This is a genomic window from Citrobacter portucalensis, from assembly GCF_023374935.1.
GTDB lineage: Bacteria > Pseudomonadota > Gammaproteobacteria > Enterobacterales > Enterobacteriaceae > Citrobacter > Citrobacter portucalensis.
In genome coordinates this window covers 3,010,451-3,027,357 of record NZ_CP092466.1, presented here as the reverse complement: position 1 = coordinate 3,027,357, position 16,907 = coordinate 3,010,451, and the positions used below count along the sequence as shown (strand labels likewise).

Sequence of the window (16,907 nt, the reverse complement as noted above, 5' to 3'; positions counted from 1 at the left end):
ATACACCCATGAACAAAAATATCCTGGCGCATGCCGCTGCGTGTGCGCCGGCTGAATCGTGCGGCTATGTGGTGAAGACGTCTGCCGGGGAGCGGTATTTTCCCTGCCAGAATCTTTCCGCTGAACCGACAATGTATTTCCGCATGGATCCGGCAGATTACCTTCAGGCGCAGGTGGCGGGCGATGTGGTGGCCCTGGTCCACAGCCATCCCGATGGCCTGCCGAATCTCAGCGATGTTGATCGCCGCCTGCAGGTGCAGAGTGGCCTGCCGTGGTGGCTGGTCTGCGATGACCGGATATACAAATTTCGCTGCATGCCGTTCCTCACCGGGCGGGCATTTGAGCATGGCGTGACGGACTGTTACACCCTGTTCCGTGATGCGTACCATCTGGCGGGGATTGAGATGCCGGATTTTGCGCGGAGGGAGGACTGGTGGAAGCAGGGGGATAATCTGTATCTGGATAACCTGGAGGCGACAGGCTTTTACCGGGTGAATGCCGCAGAGACACAGCCCGGAGACATTCTGATCTGTTGTTTTGGTTCATCGGTTGCCAACCATGCCGCGATTTACTGCGGCGACGGGGAACTGTTGCACCATATTCCTGACCAGCTCAGTAAACGCGAGAGGTATACCGACAAATGGCAACGCCGCACACACTCCATATGGCGACACCGGGCATGGCACGAGTCTGCCTTCACGGGGATTTACAACGATTTGGCCGCCGCTTCAGCCTCAGTATAAAAACGGGGGCCGAGGCCATTTACGCGCTGGCCATGCAGATACCGGGCTTCCGGCAGAAAATGAATGATGGCTGGTATCAGATACGCATTGCAGGCCTGGATGTGAATGAAACCAGCCTGTCAGCCCGTCTGCACGAGCCGCTGCCAGACGGTGCCATTATTCATATTGTCCCACGCATGGCTGGGGCTAAATCCGGTGGTCTGTTCCAGGTGGTGCTGGGAGCAGTGGCAATAGCCGCGTCCTTTTTTACAGCAGGAGCTTCACTGGCAGCCTGGGGAGCAGCGTTATCTGCCGGTGCTATTTCAGCATCTTCAGTCCTGTTTTCTATGGGAGCGGCCATGATGCTGGGGGGGGTAGCGCAGATGCTGACACCCCAGGCAAAAATCCCCTCATCCCGGCAGACCGACAACGGCAAACAGAACACTTATTTTTCGTCGCTGGACAATCTGGTGGCGCAGGGTAATGCCCTGCCGGTGTTGTACGGTGAAATGCTGGTCGGCTCCCGCACAATTTCCCAGGAAATCAGCACACGGGATGAAGGTGGTGGGGGGCAGGTGGTGATCATCGGTCGCTGACATTCTTGCAGCATATTTGTATTTGCAAAGAACCGCCTCCGGGCGGTTTTGTCGTTTCAGAGGGAACAGATTATGGGTAAGGGGGGTGGCAGCAGTAAAACGCCGCATGAGGCTCCTGACGACCTGAAATCCAGCCAGATGCTGACGGTTGTTGATGCCATCTGCGAGGGGCCGATTGAAGGTCCTGTGGACGGGCTGAAAAGTGTCAGAATTAACAAAACGCCGGTCCTCGACAGCGACGGTAACGCGATGGTTCACGGTGTCACTGTGGTTTATCGCGTGGGGGAGGATGAGCAGACCGCGATGGAGGGGTTCGAAGACTCCGGCGCTGAAACCCTGCTGGGTGTGGAGGTGAAGAAGTCAGAGCCAGTGACCCGCACCATTACCACCAAAACGCTGGACCGTCTGCGCTTTACCTTTGGTGTTCAGTCGCTGGTCAGCACCAGTACCAAAGGTGACCGCAACCCGACCAGCGTACAGATGCTGATCCAGTTTCGGCGGGATGGGCTGTGGCGAACGGAACGGGATATCACCATTACGGGGAAAACGACCACGCAGTTTCTGGCATCCGTGGTGATTGATGATTTACCGCCCCGGCCTTTTGAAGTCCGCATGCTGCGCCTCACTGATGACAGTACGACAGACCTGCTGCAGAACAAAACGGTGTGGTCAGGCTTTACCGAAATCATCGATGTGAAACAGTGCTACCCGAACACCGCCGTTATCGGGGTAAAAGTGGATGCGGAGCAGTTTGGCAGCCAGCAGGTCACGCGAAACTATCACCTGCGCGGGCGTATTGTGCCGGTACCATCGAATTACGATCCGTTAAAACAGACCTGTACGGGAATATGGGACGGGACGTTTAAACCCGCCTGGACAGATAATCCGGCCTGGTGTGTGCTGGATATGCTGACTCACCCGCGCTATGGCATGGGAAGCCGCATTGGTGTTGCCGATGTGGACAAGTGGGCGCTGTATGCCATTGCACAGTACTGTGATCAGCCTGTTCCTGACGGTTTTGGCGGGACAGAGCCGCGTATCACCTGCAATGCGTATCTGACGGACCAGCGTAAAGCATGGGATGTGCTGGGGGACTTCTGTTCCCTGATGCGCTGCATGCCGGTCTGGAACGGCAGCACCCTGACGTTTGTGCAGGACCGGCCCGCCGATAAAGTCTGGACCTATACACAAAGTAATGTGGTCATGGCCGCTGACGGTGCGCCATTCATCTACAGCTTCAGCGCACTGAAAGAGCGACACAATGCTGCCGAGGTCCGTTACACCGACCCGAACAACGGCTGGGAAACGTCCACCGAACTGGTGGAAAACGACGCTGCCATCCGGCGCTACGGTCGCAACGTTCTGAAGATGGATGCATTCGCCTGTACCAGCCGTGGGCAGGCGCACCGCGCCGGACTGTGGGCCATCACCACTGAATTGCTGGAAACGCAGACGGTGGATTTTTCCGTAGGGGCTGAGGGGCTGCGACATGTTCCCGGAGATATCATTGAGATCTGCGACAGTGATTATGCCGGTGTGACCGTGGGCGGACGAATCCTGTCGGTCGACAGCCTTACGCGCACGCTCACGCTGGACCGTGAGGTGGAGATACCGCCAGGCGGCAATGTGGTGCTGAACCTGGTGGGCAGCGATGGTCAGCCTGTTACCGTCGCAGTTACCGCGCACCCCGCCCCGGACTCCGTGACCGTCAGCCAGTTACCCGATGGCGTGGCGGAGTACAGCGTGTGGGGGCTGAAACTGCCGGACCTGCGCCAGCGCCTGTTTCGCTGTGTGGCCATACGGGAAAACGATGACGGCACGTATGCCATTACCGCCGTACAGCATGTCCCGGAGAAAGCGAGCATCGTGGACAACGGGGCGACGTTTGATCCGTTACCGGACACCGGTATCACGAATACGCTGCCTGCCGTGCAGCACCTGACCACAGAGATTCTGGCAGAGGAGGGGCAGTATCAGGCGCGGGCGCGATGGGATACCCCGCGTGTGGTTAAGGGGGTTAACTTCTCCCTGCGCCTGACGGTGAAAGCGGAAGATAACAGCGACCGGCTGGCCAGCAGCCTGATCCTGACAAAAACGGAGCATACTTTCCGTAACCTGACGCCGGGACGTTACACCCTGACGGTGCGGGCGGTGAACAGCCAGGGCCAGCAGGGCGATCCGGCCAGCACGGATTTCAGCATCGCCGCGCCGGCAGTACCGTCTTATGTTGAGCTGACTCCCGGCTATTTTCAGATAACCGCCACCCCGCGCCAGGCGGTATATGACCCCACGGTGCAGTATGAATTCTGGTTTACAGATACGCAGATTGCCGATACCCGCCAGGTGGAAACCGATGCGCGTTATCTCGGCACCGCGCTGTACTGGATTGCGGCCAGCAGCAGTATCAAACCCGGCAAGGATTATTACTTCTATATCCGGGCCGTGAACCAGGTCGGGAAATCGGCGTTCGTGGAGGCTAAAGGGCAGGCCAGCAACGATGCGGCGGGCTACCTGGATTTCTTCAAAGGGAAAATCACCGAAAGCCACCTGGGGAAAGAGCTGCTGGAGAAGGTGGAGCTGACGGAAGACAACGCCAGCAGGCTGGATCAGTTTTCGGAAGAATGGCAGGACGCGAACGGCAAATGGAATGCCATGTGGGGTGTGAAGATAGAGCAGACCAAAGACGGGAAGCACTATGTGGCTGGTCTGGGCCTGAGCATGGAAGACACGGAAGAAGGGAAGGTAAGCCAGTTCCTGGTGGCAGCAAACCGTATCGCGTTTATCGACCCGGCAAACGGCAATGAGACCCCGATGTTTGTGGCTCAGGGTAATCAGATATTTATGAACGAGGTGTTCCTCAAATATCTGACGGCTCCCACTATCACCAGTGGCGGGAACCCGCCGACCTTTATGCTGACACCTGACGGAAAACTGACTGCCCGTAATGCGGATATCAGCGGCCATATTAGTGCGAATTCTGGTGCTCTCAACAATGTGACGATTGAGGAAAACTGCACCATAAAGGGGACGCTCCGGGCCGAGCGTATTCTTGGGGATATTGTTAAGGCAGCGGGCAGGGAGTTCCCTTACTTCATAACCAGTAACGGTGAAAAACGGTACGCCAACGGGACACTGACAGTCGTGATTGAAGATGACCAGTCTTTTGACCGACAGGTTTCCATTCCTGGGATTACCTTTCAGGGTGCAGCGTATGACAGCCAGACCAGTAATGACGTATGGGATGACTGTACGCTGACTGTCAGGAAAAACGGGGTGGAGATATACAACCAGACAAGCAGAGGTGTACCGGCCGTTTTTACGCGGACACTGGATATGCCTGCCGGGAGCGGACGGATGACGCTGAGTTTCAGTGTCAATACACATGGTAACAGCAGCGGCTGGCCATATTCCCGAATCAGTGACCTGCTGGTTATTGTGACGAAAAAGTCATCAGCCGGGATAACAATCAGTTAATGACAGAAACCGCCTTCGGGCGGTTTTTTTATGGAGGAATTATGGCAGTACTTATCTCTGGAGTGCTCAGAGACGGGGCCGGCAAACCGGTTCAGAGCTGCACTATTCAGCTGAGTGCCAGGAAAACCAGCCCGACCGTTGTGGTTGAGGTGACTTCATACTCTATTACAGGAGCGGACGGTCACTACAGCATTGAGGCTGAGCCGGGTTATTACAGTGTGTCACTGTTGCGGGAAGGTTTTCCTCCCTCAGTGGCCGGCGATATTTATGTGGCCCCGACCGATGCGCCGGATACCCTGAATGCGTTTCTCGATGCGCCAAAGGATGCAGACCTGCGTCCGGAGGTGATGAAACGTTTTGAGGAAATGGTAAACCGCGTTGTGGATTTGAGCGGTGCAACAGAGAAGGATCGGAAACTCGCTGAACAGGCCGCACAGTCAGCAGCGCAGAGCAATGATGCGGCAGCATTGTCTGCAATGGCTGCAACAGAGTCACAGCGCCAGGCGGCACTCTCTGCGGATGCTGCTGATGATTCTGCCCGGTCTGCTGCAGATAATGCCCGACAGACAGCGCAGAACGTTCTGGCCAGCAGTGTAGATGCTGACAGTGCGGCAAAGTCGGCACAGACAGCGACGGAACAGACCGGAAAGGCAAAGATCGCCGCTGATGCGGCACAGAAAGCGCAGCAGGAGGCAGGCGCTTCGGCACAGTCTGCAGCGGGGAGTGCCGGAAGTGCATCTGCGTCAGCACAAACAGCGGGTGAGCATGCCGGTAATGCAGCCGCATCTGAAACCTCAGTGCGTGAAAACGTCCTCACGGCTATACAGGCTGCAGAACAGGGGGATAACAGCGCTGCAGCTGCAGCGCTAAGTGAACAGCATGCCAGGGAGTTCTGTGAAAAGGCTGCTAAATCAGAGACTGAGGCAGCAGGCAGTGCACAATCGGCTTCCTTAAGTGAAGCATCAGCATTGCAGGCTGCGAAAACTGCTGAGAATCAACAAAATGCAGCCACTGAGAGTGCCACTCGCGCAGAGCAGGCCAGAGATGAGGCCCTGACGCTGCGCGATGAAGCTCAGGAAGACGCCCTGAATGCCCGGAACAGCGCACAGGCTGCTGCTGCCAGTGAGAAAGAAAGTGGACAGGCAAGGGATGAAGCACAGCTCCTTGCTGAACAGGCAAGGAGTGCAGCCTCAAAAGCCGCCGCTGAGACCATTAAAGAGATACAGGAAAGTGAAGACCTCAGTGGTCCGCCAGGCCCGCAGGGGCCAGAAGGTGCAAAAGGTGAAAAGGGTGATACCGGATTAACGGGGGCAACAGGACCAACTGGCCCTGTGGGTCCGCAGGGACCGGCAGGCGCAAAAGGCGAAAAAGGGGACAAGGGTGATTCCGGGTTAACGGGGGCAACAGGACCAACTGGCCCTGTAGGTCCGCAGGGGCCGGCAGGGGCAAAAGGTGACAAGGGTGATACCGGATTAACGGGACCCACAGGACCAACTGGCCCTGTGGGTCCGCAGGGACTGGCAGGCGCAAAAGGCGAAAAAGGGGACAAGGGAGATATCGGATTAACGGGGGCAACAGGACCAACTGGACCTGTAGGTCCACAGGGGCCGGCGGGTGCAAAAGGTGACAAGGGTGATATCGGGTTAACGGGAGCAACAGGACCAACTGGCCCTGTAGGGCCTCAGGGACCAGCAGGCGTACCAGCAGGTGCTCTTCATGCTGTAGGTACGTTTGCGCTGGCATATATGCCAGCGCCTGGAGGGAGAGGTACTAATCCAGGTACAAGTTATTCGGGGGGAAGTTTAATAGCGTGTGGAATTATCAGCAACAGCGACGCTAAAGCGTCGTTTTGTATTACGGGTAGTAGTGGCAAATATACTTTGCCGGGTACATGGCGTTCGTGTGGAATTGCATCGAGTTCTTCTGAAGGTCTGGCTGGGACTAATTTGGGTTACTATGCAGGCATTTTTCAGCGAATCTCATAAAAGGAGATTGTATGAACATTGAGGTCATTCAGGCTCCTGAGTGGGCGAATAAAGAACATACAGCGATTAATTGTAGTGTTAAATTTGCAGAGTTTGATGAGTTTCTGCCGTTCACTGCATGCCCGAATGATTTTGAGGAGCATGGGCGCCGTATCTACAGCGAGCTTGAATCAGGAAAGTATGGACCTGTCGCCCCTTTTATTGTGACTGACAAGATGGTGGAGGATTTACGAAATCAGAAACTGGCTGAAATCAGCAACTGGCGGGACGTTCAGGAAAACGCCAACATTATTTTTGAACTGGACAATCGCCGGTGGGATGGAGGCAAAGTATCGCAGGAGCGTCTTGCACCCGTGGTTATGGCTGGTAGAACAGGAAAGTTACCTGAGGGATTTTTCTGGACCGATGCGGATAACCACGACGTTCCCGTAAATTTTGCGTTCCTGCAACAACTGGAGGCAGCGATGATGCAGGCAATGGTAGTGCACGGCTTCAGTATTCACGAACGGCAGAGGCAGATGAAATCGGAGGTAGCGTTACTTACAGATGTTAATGCCATTGCTGAATATCCAGTTGGCTGGAGTGAGAGGAAGTAATGTGCTGGTTCACCTTTCTAAATGTCTAAATTGTATTAACTTAGATCTGACATGACACAGCTATGGCACAGACCTGAACCTAGTCTGATAGGCAGGTCTGTGCCAGAAGCGGACCTGTCGTGGTTTGAAAAGCCTCCTCGTGAAGTGGCCAGCTTTTATCGACCATTTCAGTTAGAGTTTATTCCGGCGTAGTTCGTAGTATATTGAGAGTATTCTTTGTTATCAGGTGTTCTGTATGTCCTATTCCATCGGTGAATTTGCGCGGGTTTGCGGAATAACCCCCACGACGCTGCGTGCCTGGCAACGTCGTTATGGACTTCTCAAACCACAGCGTACAGATGGTGGGCACCGGCTGTATAGCGATGACGATATCCAGCTGGCGCTTAAAATTCTCGACTGGGTGAAAAAAGGTGTACCGATAAGCCAGGTAAAACCGCTGCTGGCCCGCCCTGATGCGCGGCGAACGAATAACTGGCTATCTCTGCAAGAGAGTATGCTGCAGCGCCTGAACGAAGGGAAAATTGAATCTCTGCGCCAGCTTATTTATGACGCTGGCCGCGAGTATCCTCGCCCTGAACTGGTGAGTGAGGTATTGCGCCCTCTGCGAAGCCAGGTCTCGGCCAACGTGCCGGCTATCATGACGCTGCGTGAAATCCTCGATGGTATTATCATCTCTTACACCTCGTTTTGCCTGGAAAGGGATAAGCGTGCGCCGGGTGATAACTACCTGATTACAGGCTGGCATCTTACCGACCCCTGCGAGATCTGGCTTGAAGCGCTTGGTCGCACTGGACAAGGACATCGCATTGATGTGCTTCCTGTAGCGCCCGCGATGCTCGCGCCTGAAATTTTCCCCGAGCGAAAATGGCTGTTGGTTACGTCCGGCAAACTCACCGCAGCACGTAAAAAACAGATAGACCTCTGGCAACAACAGGTCAACTTCCTCGAAGTGATCCCGCTTTAATCTTCAGTCATTACCGTTCCTGTGAGTCGATTAGCCACTGCCTTAGTGGATCCCAGATAATCTCGCTCAAAAAAATAAAACTTAATTCATTGAATTAAATGTGTTTATAAAAATTACCCAGCCAAAACTTGGACAAAACAAAGTGTTTGTGTAAGTTTTAATTATGCCACATACGTGTTGTGGTCCACATAAGGGTAAGAGCTATGCGCGCGCAGCCATCCGTTATTAACAGGTTTGTGGATTACTACGCCAGTCTGGATCGCCAGCCCGCCGCCGCACTTGCCGGGTTGTACGACGAGCACGCGGTACTTGTCGATCCCTTCGGGGAACATAACGGGCTGTTTGCCATCCAGCGCTATTTCTCGCATCTGCTGGGGAATGTGAACACCTGCCGTTTTGCCATTGGTCCTCCGCTGTGTGAGAGCGGACGGTTTGCCGTGACGTGGACCATGTACTGGTCGCATCCGCGTATTGCTGGCGGAGAATTACGATCCTTGCCGGGATGTTCAATGGTCGGGACGCATAACGAGAAGATTGTTCGCCAGCGTGATTATTACGATGCCGGAGAGATGCTTTATGAGCATCTGCCGCTGTTGGGCTGGGCCGTCCGCGGCGTTAAAAGGAGGGTGCGCGCATGATGACAGTCCTCATTACTGGCGCAAGTTCCGGGATTGGTGCCGGGCTCGCAAAGTCATGGGCCGATGACGGCTGTCACGTGATTGCCTGTGGCCGCAATCCAGAAAGGCTGGAACAGCTGCGCCAATCCCACGCCAATGTCACAGTACGCCTGTTCGATATGACAGACAAAGACGCCTGTCGCCAGGAGCTGGCGGACTGCAAACCCGAACTGGTTATTCTCTGCGCCGGAACCTGCGAATATCTCGACCACGGCTGGATAGATGCCGAGAAGGTTGAACGGGTGATGGCGACGAATTATCTGGGCCCCATCAACTGCCTGGAAGCGCTTCAGACGCAGCTAACCTCCGGTAGCCGCGTGGTGCTGGTCAGTTCGATGGCCCACTGGATGCCGTTTCCTCGGGCTGAAGCCTATGGCGCGTCTAAAGCGGCGCTAACCTGGTTTGCTAACAGTTTGCGTCTGGACTGGGAGCCGAAAGGTGTCGCCGTGACTGTCGTTTCGCCAGGATTTGTCGATACCCCGCTTACCCGTAAAAACGATTTTCCTATGCCCGGTCAGGTAAGTGTAGAGCAGGCGGTGAAGGCGATTCGTCATGGCCTGGCGAAAGGGAAAAACCATATTGCCTTTCCGTCGGGTTTTGGCGTGTTGCTGCGTGTGTTGGGCGGGCTACCTGAGCGTCTCCAGCGCGCGTTACTGCGCAGGATGGTGCGTTCATGAAAATAGCTATCATTGGCAGTGGGATTGCCGGATTAACCTGCGCCTGGCGTCTGGCCGGACACCATCAGGTGACGCTTTTTGAAGCGGCGTCGACCCCTGGCGGCCATACTGCGACAGTGGATGTGGCGACTCCGCACGGGAGTTTCGCGATTGATAGCGGCTTTATCGTCTATAACGACCGAACCTATCCGCGTTTTATGGGCTTGCTGAGCGAACTCGGCATTCAGGGGCAAAAAACGCAGATGAGCTTCTCGGTGCATAATCCGCAAAGCGGTATGGAGTATAGCGGTCATACGCTGACTTCATTGTTTGCCCAACGTCGAAACCTGGTCAACCCCGCATATTGGGGAATGCTGAAAGAGATTGTCCGTTTTAATCGTCTGGCGAAACAGGCATTAAATGAGACCGATGTGAACGCGACGCTTCAGACTTTCCTCGACCAGCACCACTTCAGTGTGTTCTTTGCGCGGCATTATATTTTGCCGATGGGCGCGGCCATATGGTCATCTTCACTTCAGGAGATGCGCCGTTTTCCACTGGCGCTGTTCTTACGGTTCTTTGAGCACCATGGCTTGTTGGATATCTGGCATCGACCGCAATGGTATGTGGTGCCGGGCGGATCGCGCGAATACATTCGTGCCATGCTGGCGAAGCTGGGCGATCGTCTGAAATTGCACCTCAATTCACCTGTTCAGCAGGTTATTCGCTACGACAGCGGCGTCAAAATACAATTGGCAGGATCAATACAGACATTTGATCAGGTGATCTTCGCCTGCCATTCCTCGCAGGCTCTGGCTGTACTTGAGGATGCGACCCCTGCAGAACGCGACGTGCTGGGCGCAATTGACTGGCAACGTAACGAGGTTGTGTTGCACTGCGATCGCCGCTGGTTACCGGTATGCGAACGCGCTTGGGCAAGCTGGAATTACCGCCTGAGTGAGCAAGATAGGGCCCGCGCTTGCGTCACCTATAACATGAATATTCTCCAGGGATTACCTGAAGGAAGCCCGCTATTTTGCGTGACCCTCAATCCGGACATCCCCATCGACGACCGCTTCGTCTGGCGACGCTTTGTTTACGAGCATCCGTTGTTTAACCCTGAAAGCTGGCGGGCGCAGGCGCGTCGCGCTGAGATCAACGGTCAGCATCGGAGCTGGTTCTGCGGTGCTTACTGGTACAACGGTTTTCACGAAGATGGCGTACGCAGTGCGCTGGATGTGGTACACGGCATTGCTGCAGGAGAGGGGAGCTAAGATGAACAGCTGCCTGTACCACGGCGTATTACGCCACCGACGCCTTCAGCCGACCACGCACCAGTTTACTTATCAGGTGTTTATGGCTTGGCTCGATCTGGACGAGCTCGCTCAGCTTCCGGGCGTGGGCGTGAAACGTAATCGCTTCGCTGCAACTACTTTTCATGATGCCGATTACCCGCTGGGAACCCCGTTAAAAGAGAACGTACTGAATCAGCTTGCCAGCCTGACAGGCGAGCGTCCTGAAGGTCGCGTGATGCTCCTGACGCAGTTGCGCTATTTCGGTTTTCATTTTAATCCGGTCAATTTTTACTACTGCTATGACCGCGCGCAGATCCTGCGCTGGGTGCTGGCGGAGGTCCGCAATACGCCGTGGAATGAGCGTCATTACTACGCCGTAGATGCGCAGGAAAAGCGACCACTGGAAAAAGCGTTCCATGTATCGCCGTTTAATCCGATGGATATGGTCTATCACTGGCGATTTAACTCGCCGGGTAAAACGCTGCATATGCATATCGAAAACCATCAGGCAGAGAAAATTTCTGATGCCACCCTGATGCTCAAACGCGAGCCGTTGACGCCGGCAAGTTTACGCACGTTGCTGCGACGACTGCCGATGATGACGCTGAAAACGGTGTCAGCGATTTATTGGCAGGCGCTACGACTGTGGCTCAAGCGAGTCCCTCTCTACAATCATCCCGTGAGCAGGAGTGAACGATCATGATCGATCCCACCTTTGCGCTTGAACCCGATATTCCGCGCAACCTGCGTGTTGCGCGTTGGTTCCTTTTTCGTATGCTGAGCGGCCTTCGTCAGGGTTCAGTCACGGTGCGGGAAGGGGCCCAGGTCTTTCATTTTGGTGATGTTTCGGCTGAATTACGCGCCGACGTACATATTGTTTCGCCCACGGTGTATTGGCGGGTGTTGACGGGGGGAAGTCTTGCAGCGGCAGAGTCCTGGATGGATGGAGAGTGGGAAACGCAGCAGCTCACTACGTTATTGCAAATATTTGCGCTCAACAGCACCCTGCTGGGGCGGCTGGAAAGTGGATTTCGCCTGCTTGGCCGACCCGTTGAGCGTTTACGTCATTGGACGCGCCGCAACCATCGGCAACAGGCAAAAGAAAACATTGCCGCGCATTACGATCTCGGCAATGCCTTTTACGCGCACTTTCTGGATGAGGATTTACTCTATTCCAGCGCCTTGTTCACCTGCCCCGAGCAGTCGTTAGCGCAGGCTCAGCAGGCCAAAATGGCGCGACTTTGCGAACAGCTGGCGCTGACCGCGAATGATCATCTGTTGGAAATTGGGACCGGCTGGGGAGCGATGGCGGAATACGCCGCGCGTCATTACGGATGTCGGGTGACCACCACGACCCTGTCGCAGGAGCAGTTTGCCTGGGCGAAAGCGCGCATTGCCCGCGCTGGTTTACAGGAGAGAGTCACCGTATTGCTCTGCGACTACCGCGACCTGACCGGGGAATTCGACAAACTGGTATCAGTTGAAATGATCGAAGCGGTGGGGCAGCGCTATCTGCCGACGTTTTTCCGTACGTGTCAGGCGCGCCTGCGCCCTGGGGGCAAAATGGCGCTTCAGGCGATTACCATTCAGGATCAGCGCTTTCGCGATTACAGCAAAAGCGTCGATTTTATTCAGCGCTATATCTTTCCGGGAGGTTTTTTACCCAGCATCACCGCGATGAGTGGGCTGATGACAAAGCACACTGACTTTGTGGTTCGCAACCTGTTCGATATGGGGCCCGACTACGCCCGGACCCTTGCGCACTGGCGACAAGGATTTGTTCACTGTTGGCATGAAATTGAAAAGCTGGGCTTTGATGAGCGTTTTCGCCGTATGTGGTTGTACTACTTCGGTTACTGCGAAGCAGGTTTTAACGCCCGTACAATCAGTGTGGTGCAACTGACGGCGGAGCGTCCATGAACCGCCATTTACAGGTCTTTCTCCTGGCTGTCGGGTTCGATTTGTACTGGTTCATGGTGGTGTTATTTCGTGAGCGCGGTCTGGTGTTATGGCTTGGTCTGGCTATTCTGGCCTGCTTCATGTTGCCTGCTGCGCAACGACTGTGCGCGTTAATGCTGACAGCTGCGGGCAGTGGTCTGGATGCGTTGTGGGCGCTGACCGGGTTGATCGATTTTCGCGGCGAAGCATTGTTGCCGTTATGGATGCTTGCGCTCTGGCTCATGTTCGCCGTCATGTGGACGCACCTCACCTGCTCGACCTCTTTGCCAGGATGGCTGCTGGTAATAATGGCCACCGGTGGAGGACCGATCGCTTATCTGATAGGAGAGCGTTTGGGTGCCATTACTTTTCTGGAGCCGACATTTATCGTGCTCGGTTTAATGGCGACGGGCTGGCTGGTGTTGATGCTGTTTTTTCATATTTTTATGGGGAAACACCAATGAAACTTGCCTTACTGATACTGCTGGGAGTAATGGCGATTGCGCCGTTTGCAGGTGCCACAGACTGGTTAAGCTGGCGGAAAGTCGGTGATGCTACGCTCACCTGGGGGCCATTCACGATCTATAACTCACAATTACGCACCCCGGATGGGCGCTATCGTGGGTTGAAAGAGGATCAGGCACTGATTATCACCTATCAGCGCAATATTGAACGGCAAGAACTGGTGGATGCTACCCGCGAACAGTGGCGAGCGCAGGGTATTTTGGCACGGGAGGCGCAGAGTGAGTCCTGGCTTCGCATGTTGGGTGAGCTATGGCCTGACGTTGCGCCGGGTACGCAACTGGTTTTTGTCTTCCAGGATAAGCAGGGGCAATTTTGGTATCGCTTGTCAGTGGCACAAAGGCATTTCATCCCGCTTGGCCCACCACAGTCGGCGGCGTTCAGCGAAAACTTTCTCGCTATCTGGCTGGGTTCCCGTACGCAATATCCTGAGCTGCGGCAGCAGCTCACTGGAGGTAATAAATGAAACGTTTATTAGCCCTAAGCTTACCGCTGATGATGCAACTTTCTGGCTGTAGCGCCGAAATTACCGAGTATCGCCAGCAGCAGCCGACGCTGGATATCTTTCAGTATTTTCAGGGAGAAACGCAAGCATGGGGGATGGTTCAGGATCGCAGCGGTAAACAGCTTCGTCGTTTCCATGTCGATATTAACGGCGATGTGGTGGGGGACACATTGACCCTCAATGAACGCTTTGTGTACGACGATGGAGAGAAGCAGCAGCGTGTGTGGCATATCCGTAAAATCAGCGCCGATCGTTACGAAGGTACTGCTGGCGATATTGAAGGCGTGGCGAAGGGGCAAACAGCGGGCAACGCGTTCAACTGGCATTACAGTATGAATGTGAAAGCCAGCGGCAGAACCTGGTTGCTGAATTTTGATGACTGGATGTACCTGCAGGATGCTAACCATTTGTTTAATAAAACTGAGATGAAGAAATTTGGCCTCACCGTCGGCACGGTGACGCTCTTCTTCTCCCGTAAAACGCACTAGCGAGGAAGACGCCATGAAAACGCAACCCATCGTTGGGATCAGCGGCTGTTTAACGGGGTCTGCCGTCCGATTTGACGGCGGGCATAAGCGGGCAGAGTTTGCGATGGTGAAACTGGCCCGTTGGGTGACTTTCCAGCCTGTTTGTCCGGAGATGGCGATAGGCTTGCCTGTCCCACGACCGGCGTTGCGCCTCGTACAAACAACTATCGGGGATATTCGCATGCGTTTTAGCCACGCACCTCACGAAGACGTTACCGACAAAATGGCTGACTTTTGTCTGAGCTATCTGTCAGGGTTGGACACACTGTCGGGTTTTATCGTCTGTGCCAAATCCCCCAGCTGTGGCATGGAACGAGTGCGTTTATATGATGAAAAAGGTAATCGCGGGCGCAAAGACGGGGTGGGAGTTTTTACAGCCGCGCTGATGGAGAAATATCCGTGGCTGCCGGTTGAAGAGGATGGACGGCTGCACGATCCGGTTCTGCGTGAAAACTTCGTCGAACGGGTTTTCGCGCTACATGAGCTCCATACGCTGTGCAAAAATGGCCTGACGCGGCGGGCGCTACTGAATTTTCATAGCCGTTATAAACTGCAATTGCTGGCTCACCATCAGGCCGGATACCGGGAAATTGGCCCATTTGTCGCATCACTGCATGAATGGGACGATCTGGAGGCTTTCTTTGCGGTCTACCGCGATAAATTAATGACAATCCTGAAGAAACCTGCCTCACGTAAAAACCACACTAACGTGCTGATGCACATTCAGGGGTACTTCCGTAATCAATTAACAATGCGCCAGCGCGGCGAGTTGCGCGAGGTTATCCTCAATTATCGCGCAGGGATACTGCCTATCCTGGCCCCGATGACGCTGCTTAAACATTATCTGGTGGAATACCCGGACGACTACCTGCTGACGCAGAATTACTTTGATCCCTATCCGCAGGATTTAGCATTGCGACTGAATGTTAATTAATCATGCCTGATAAGCTGAACCGAGCAGCATGATAATTAATGTCGTGTTCGCCCCCTTTAATTTCCGTTTAACGCTCACAGCGGACCTTCAGCTCAGTGACCTGGTCCGCTTCGTGCCAGGAGCGGACGTTGCTAACATCGTGATATATTAATTCATGGATGGCAGTCCATGGGGATAAAATTATGAAGCACGAGCTGTGGACAAATGAAGCTGGTTTAGATTTGTTTTGTCTTGCCGGTCCACTGGGAGACTCTGCTCGGAAATTGCTGGATCTGGACTACAGATTAGTGTGGACATGTGATGCAGACTCGCACCTTGAAGCAATGAAAAAATATTATACGTTCCGTAATTGGGGTGAATATCAAACTGATTTCCCTGAACAGGATAGTAAGACCTACAAAGAAATGGGATGGGAGTAAAAAGCACAAAATCCACAACCTAGCCGCTCTTATTCTCATGTCTCTACGACGTCCGCTCCTCGCTCATAGCGGACCTCATCGGCAGTAAAAGCTTTATCATCGAGGTTTGCCAGTAGTGGTAGCGTGTTGAATGTGCCGGCGGCAAAACTTGGATTTTTGGCGAAAACGCTTCTCTAAAACTAAAATCAAAATTTAGATAATCAATGAGTTGTAAAAGATAACCACTAAATGTTATTGAAAGTAAAAGCGTGATAATTTCAATTATATCAAATGGTTGCTATGATATTGGCGATATAATGCTGCGTCATATTTGCTGGATTAACTGTGAGCCCTGATTTTTCACATTCCCAACGGCACGTGTCACGGCGTGCCATATAAATTTATCAGCCGGCATGGAACCGTCGGTCGCAATTTCCGCAGCTTCTTTCCCTCCAATGTCCTGCCTCATCCACTCGCGAGCAGCATCTGGTGACAGTACCAACGGTCGCCTGTCGTGAATATCTACCAGTCCTTTATCGGCAGTAGCCGTCACTATCAGAAAACCTTCTGCTTCATCTCCACGTTCAAATGGTGTGCTGCCAATTGCCGCCATGAATATTGGCTGACCATCGGCTTGATGAATGAAGTAGGGTTGCTTCTTGTCACCTACCTTTTTCCACTCAAACCAGCCATCGGCAAAGCAAATTGCGCGACCATGTTGCCAGAGTGGTTTAAACATTCTGCTGTTAGCCGCAGTTTCAGAGCGTGCGTTAATTAGCGGTGGTTTATCCCACCACCCGGGGGCGTATCCCCAGATAACTGGATCAAGATGAAGTTTCTCGTCACGTTCGCTCAGCAGCAGAACTTTGGTGCCTGGCGCCACGTTGAATCGCCCGATCGGTTCAGGGTCATATGGGATATCACGTTCAGCTTCTTCAGCGAGCAGGGCGAGATAGTCCTCACGTGTCATTGACTGTGAAAAGCGTCCACACATAGAAACCTCCAGCCAACTGTCAGACTGAAAGTATAGGATATTGAGTAGAACGATAGGATTTGAAGCTCCACACCACCAATATTCCATTATGGCTTTTAGCTTCTCGAGGTTGCTAAATGGCAGA

Annotated in this window: 17 protein-coding genes; 16 read left to right on the top strand and 1 reads right to left on the bottom strand. The window is 53.9% G+C overall.

Features of this window, described 5'->3' with window-relative positions; genetic code table 11:
* The first annotated feature begins 8 nt into the window (after positions 1-8).
* The 16 genes from LY264_RS14760 (at position 9) to LY264_RS14680 (ending at position 15,810) form a co-directional block, all read left to right on the top strand.
* A complete protein-coding gene (locus LY264_RS14760; protein WP_249457346.1) occupies positions 9-743 on the top strand; it encodes a C40 family peptidase in 735 nt (244 codons plus the stop codon).
* Positions 641-1,318 carry a tail assembly protein gene (locus LY264_RS14755; protein WP_071681833.1) on the top strand — a complete coding sequence of 226 codons (678 nt, stop codon included), beginning with the start codon at positions 641-643 and terminating at the stop codon, positions 1,316-1,318. The genes LY264_RS14760 and LY264_RS14755 overlap by 103 nt, the downstream gene beginning before the upstream one ends.
* Before the next feature lie 72 nt (positions 1,319-1,390).
* Positions 1,391-4,792 (top strand): phage attachment tail tip protein J, encoded by a 3,402-nt coding sequence (gene gpJ / locus LY264_RS14750; protein WP_071692214.1) that lies wholly within the window; start codon positions 1,391-1,393, stop codon positions 4,790-4,792.
* A 41-nt stretch (positions 4,793-4,833) separates the two neighbouring features.
* A complete protein-coding gene (locus LY264_RS25925) occupies positions 4,834-6,777 on the top strand; it encodes a prophage tail fiber N-terminal domain-containing protein (RefSeq protein WP_048214397.1) in 1,944 nt (647 codons plus the stop codon).
* Positions 6,778-6,788: 11 nt separating this feature from the next.
* On the top strand, positions 6,789-7,373 hold the full coding sequence (locus LY264_RS14735) for a DUF4376 domain-containing protein (protein WP_044700540.1): 585 nt from the start codon (positions 6,789-6,791) through the stop codon (positions 7,371-7,373).
* Between the two features lie 235 nt (positions 7,374-7,608).
* Positions 7,609-8,337 (top strand): MerR family transcriptional regulator, encoded by a 729-nt coding sequence (locus LY264_RS14730; protein ID WP_044700539.1) that lies wholly within the window; start codon positions 7,609-7,611, stop codon positions 8,335-8,337.
* A gap of 203 nt (positions 8,338-8,540) precedes the next feature.
* Positions 8,541-8,975 (top strand): nuclear transport factor 2 family protein, encoded by a 435-nt coding sequence (locus tag LY264_RS14725; RefSeq protein ID WP_044700535.1) that lies wholly within the window; start codon positions 8,541-8,543, stop codon positions 8,973-8,975.
* Positions 8,972-9,691, top strand: coding sequence for an SDR family NAD(P)-dependent oxidoreductase (locus LY264_RS14720; RefSeq protein WP_044700533.1), 720 nt, complete (start codon positions 8,972-8,974; stop codon positions 9,689-9,691). Before LY264_RS14725 ends, LY264_RS14720 begins: the two co-directional genes overlap by 4 nt.
* On the top strand, positions 9,688-10,944 hold the full coding sequence (locus LY264_RS14715; protein WP_048226850.1) for an NAD(P)/FAD-dependent oxidoreductase: 1,257 nt from the start codon (positions 9,688-9,690) through the stop codon (positions 10,942-10,944). Before LY264_RS14720 ends, LY264_RS14715 begins: the two co-directional genes overlap by 4 nt.
* 1 nt (position 10,945) lies before the next feature.
* Positions 10,946-11,668, top strand: a complete 723-nt coding sequence (locus LY264_RS14710) for a DUF1365 domain-containing protein (RefSeq protein WP_044700528.1) — start codon at positions 10,946-10,948, stop codon at positions 11,666-11,668.
* Positions 11,665-12,885, top strand: a complete 1,221-nt coding sequence (locus LY264_RS14705; protein ID WP_044700526.1) for an SAM-dependent methyltransferase — start codon at positions 11,665-11,667, stop codon at positions 12,883-12,885. Before LY264_RS14710 ends, LY264_RS14705 begins: the two co-directional genes overlap by 4 nt.
* Positions 12,882-13,367 (top strand): DUF2878 domain-containing protein, encoded by a 486-nt coding sequence (locus tag LY264_RS14700; protein WP_044700524.1) that lies wholly within the window; start codon positions 12,882-12,884, stop codon positions 13,365-13,367. The genes LY264_RS14705 and LY264_RS14700 overlap by 4 nt, the downstream gene beginning before the upstream one ends.
* Complete coding sequence (locus LY264_RS14695) at positions 13,364-13,891, top strand: chalcone isomerase family protein (protein WP_044700522.1); 528 nt, start codon at positions 13,364-13,366, stop codon at positions 13,889-13,891. The genes LY264_RS14700 and LY264_RS14695 overlap by 4 nt, the downstream gene beginning before the upstream one ends.
* Complete coding sequence (locus LY264_RS14690) at positions 13,888-14,418, top strand: DUF3833 domain-containing protein (RefSeq protein ID WP_044700520.1); 531 nt, start codon at positions 13,888-13,890, stop codon at positions 14,416-14,418. The genes LY264_RS14695 and LY264_RS14690 overlap by 4 nt, the downstream gene beginning before the upstream one ends.
* Before the next feature lie 13 nt (positions 14,419-14,431).
* On the top strand, positions 14,432-15,391 hold the full coding sequence (locus tag LY264_RS14685) for a YbgA family protein (RefSeq protein ID WP_046670535.1): 960 nt from the start codon (positions 14,432-14,434) through the stop codon (positions 15,389-15,391).
* A gap of 182 nt (positions 15,392-15,573) precedes the next feature.
* Positions 15,574-15,810 carry a hypothetical protein gene (locus LY264_RS14680; RefSeq protein ID WP_044702835.1) on the top strand — a complete coding sequence of 79 codons (237 nt, stop codon included), beginning with the start codon at positions 15,574-15,576 and terminating at the stop codon, positions 15,808-15,810.
* 304 nt (positions 15,811-16,114) lie between these two features.
* On the opposite strand, the gene LY264_RS14675 is transcribed toward LY264_RS14680, so the two are convergent.
* Positions 16,115-16,783 carry an SOS response-associated peptidase gene (locus LY264_RS14675; RefSeq protein WP_044702837.1) on the bottom strand — a complete coding sequence of 223 codons (669 nt, stop codon included), beginning with the start codon at positions 16,781-16,783 and terminating at the stop codon, positions 16,115-16,117.
* Between the last annotated feature and the right edge of the window lie 124 nt (positions 16,784-16,907).

Excerpts from the sequence above, each read along its gene's own strand:
- LY264_RS14760 (WP_249457346.1), top strand. The coding sequence starts at position 9 with ATGAACAAAAATATCCTGGCGCATGCCGCTGCGTGTGCGCCGGCTGAA.
- LY264_RS14755 (WP_071681833.1), top strand. The coding sequence starts at position 641 with ATGGCAACGCCGCACACACTCCATATGGCGACACCGGGCATGGCACGA.
- gpJ (WP_071692214.1), top strand. The coding sequence starts at position 1,391 with ATGGGTAAGGGGGGTGGCAGCAGTAAAACGCCGCATGAGGCTCCTGAC.
- LY264_RS25925 (WP_048214397.1), top strand. The coding sequence starts at position 4,834 with ATGGCAGTACTTATCTCTGGAGTGCTCAGAGACGGGGCCGGCAAACCG.
- LY264_RS14735 (WP_044700540.1), top strand. The coding sequence starts at position 6,789 with ATGAACATTGAGGTCATTCAGGCTCCTGAGTGGGCGAATAAAGAACAT.
- LY264_RS14730 (WP_044700539.1), top strand. The coding sequence starts at position 7,609 with ATGTCCTATTCCATCGGTGAATTTGCGCGGGTTTGCGGAATAACCCCC.
- LY264_RS14725 (WP_044700535.1), top strand. The coding sequence starts at position 8,541 with ATGCGCGCGCAGCCATCCGTTATTAACAGGTTTGTGGATTACTACGCC.
- LY264_RS14720 (WP_044700533.1), top strand. The coding sequence starts at position 8,972 with ATGATGACAGTCCTCATTACTGGCGCAAGTTCCGGGATTGGTGCCGGG.
- LY264_RS14715 (WP_048226850.1), top strand. The coding sequence starts at position 9,688 with ATGAAAATAGCTATCATTGGCAGTGGGATTGCCGGATTAACCTGCGCC.
- LY264_RS14710 (WP_044700528.1), top strand. The coding sequence starts at position 10,946 with ATGAACAGCTGCCTGTACCACGGCGTATTACGCCACCGACGCCTTCAG.
- LY264_RS14705 (WP_044700526.1), top strand. The coding sequence starts at position 11,665 with ATGATCGATCCCACCTTTGCGCTTGAACCCGATATTCCGCGCAACCTG.
- LY264_RS14700 (WP_044700524.1), top strand. The coding sequence starts at position 12,882 with ATGAACCGCCATTTACAGGTCTTTCTCCTGGCTGTCGGGTTCGATTTG.
- LY264_RS14695 (WP_044700522.1), top strand. The coding sequence starts at position 13,364 with ATGAAACTTGCCTTACTGATACTGCTGGGAGTAATGGCGATTGCGCCG.
- LY264_RS14690 (WP_044700520.1), top strand. The coding sequence starts at position 13,888 with ATGAAACGTTTATTAGCCCTAAGCTTACCGCTGATGATGCAACTTTCT.
- LY264_RS14685 (WP_046670535.1), top strand. The coding sequence starts at position 14,432 with ATGAAAACGCAACCCATCGTTGGGATCAGCGGCTGTTTAACGGGGTCT.
- LY264_RS14680 (WP_044702835.1), top strand. The coding sequence starts at position 15,574 with ATGAAGCACGAGCTGTGGACAAATGAAGCTGGTTTAGATTTGTTTTGT.
- LY264_RS14675 (WP_044702837.1), bottom strand. The coding sequence starts at position 16,783 with ATGTGTGGACGCTTTTCACAGTCAATGACACGTGAGGACTATCTCGCC.